Genomic DNA, 570 nt, shown 5'->3' on the forward strand with positions numbered 1-570 from the left:
CATGACTGGGGTGAAGTCGTAACAAGGTAGCCGTAGGGGAACCTGCGGCTGGATCACCTCCTTAATCGACGACCGCAGCTGCTTCATGAGCTCCCACACGAATTGCTTGATTCATTGAAGAAGACGAAAGAAGCAGCCCGAAATTGGGTCTGTAGCTCAGTTGGTTAGAGCGCACCCCTGATAAGGGTGAGGTCGGCAGTTCGAATCTGCCCAGACCCACCAATTTTGTGTGGGAAACGCCTGTAGAAATACGGGGCCATAGCTCAGCTGGGAGAGCGCCTGCCTTGCACGCAGGAGGTCAGCGGTTCGATCCCGCTTGGCTCCACCACTACTGCTTCGATTGTATAAAGCTTAGAAATGAGCATTCCATCGGTTCGATGGTGAATGTTGATTTCTAGTCTTTGACTAGTTCGTTCTTTAAAAATTTGGGTATGTGATAGAAGGATAGACTGAACGTTACTTTCACTGGTAACGGATCAGGCTAAGGTAAAATTTGTGAGTTCTCTTAGTTGAGAAATTCGAATTTTCGGCGAATGTCGTCTTCACAGTATAACCAGATTGCTTGGGGTT

2 tRNA genes and 1 rRNA gene are annotated in these 570 nt (G+C 48.2%); all 3 read left to right on the forward strand.

The annotated features are described in order from the left end of the window. Positions 1 to 64, forward strand: a 16S ribosomal RNA gene (locus Q7C33_RS28930); the annotation flags it as partial. Positions 65 to 145: 81 nt separating this feature from the next. After that, positions 146 to 222 (forward strand) — tRNA-Ile (locus Q7C33_RS28935). Between the two features lie 30 nt (positions 223 to 252). Continuing rightward, a tRNA-Ala gene (locus Q7C33_RS28940) sits at positions 253 to 328 on the forward strand. Positions 329 to 570 lie beyond the last annotated feature (242 nt).

Source organism: Pseudomonas sp. BP11-1-1, from assembly GCF_052112105.1.
GTDB lineage: Bacteria > Pseudomonadota > Gammaproteobacteria > Pseudomonadales > Pseudomonadaceae > Aquipseudomonas > Aquipseudomonas alvandae.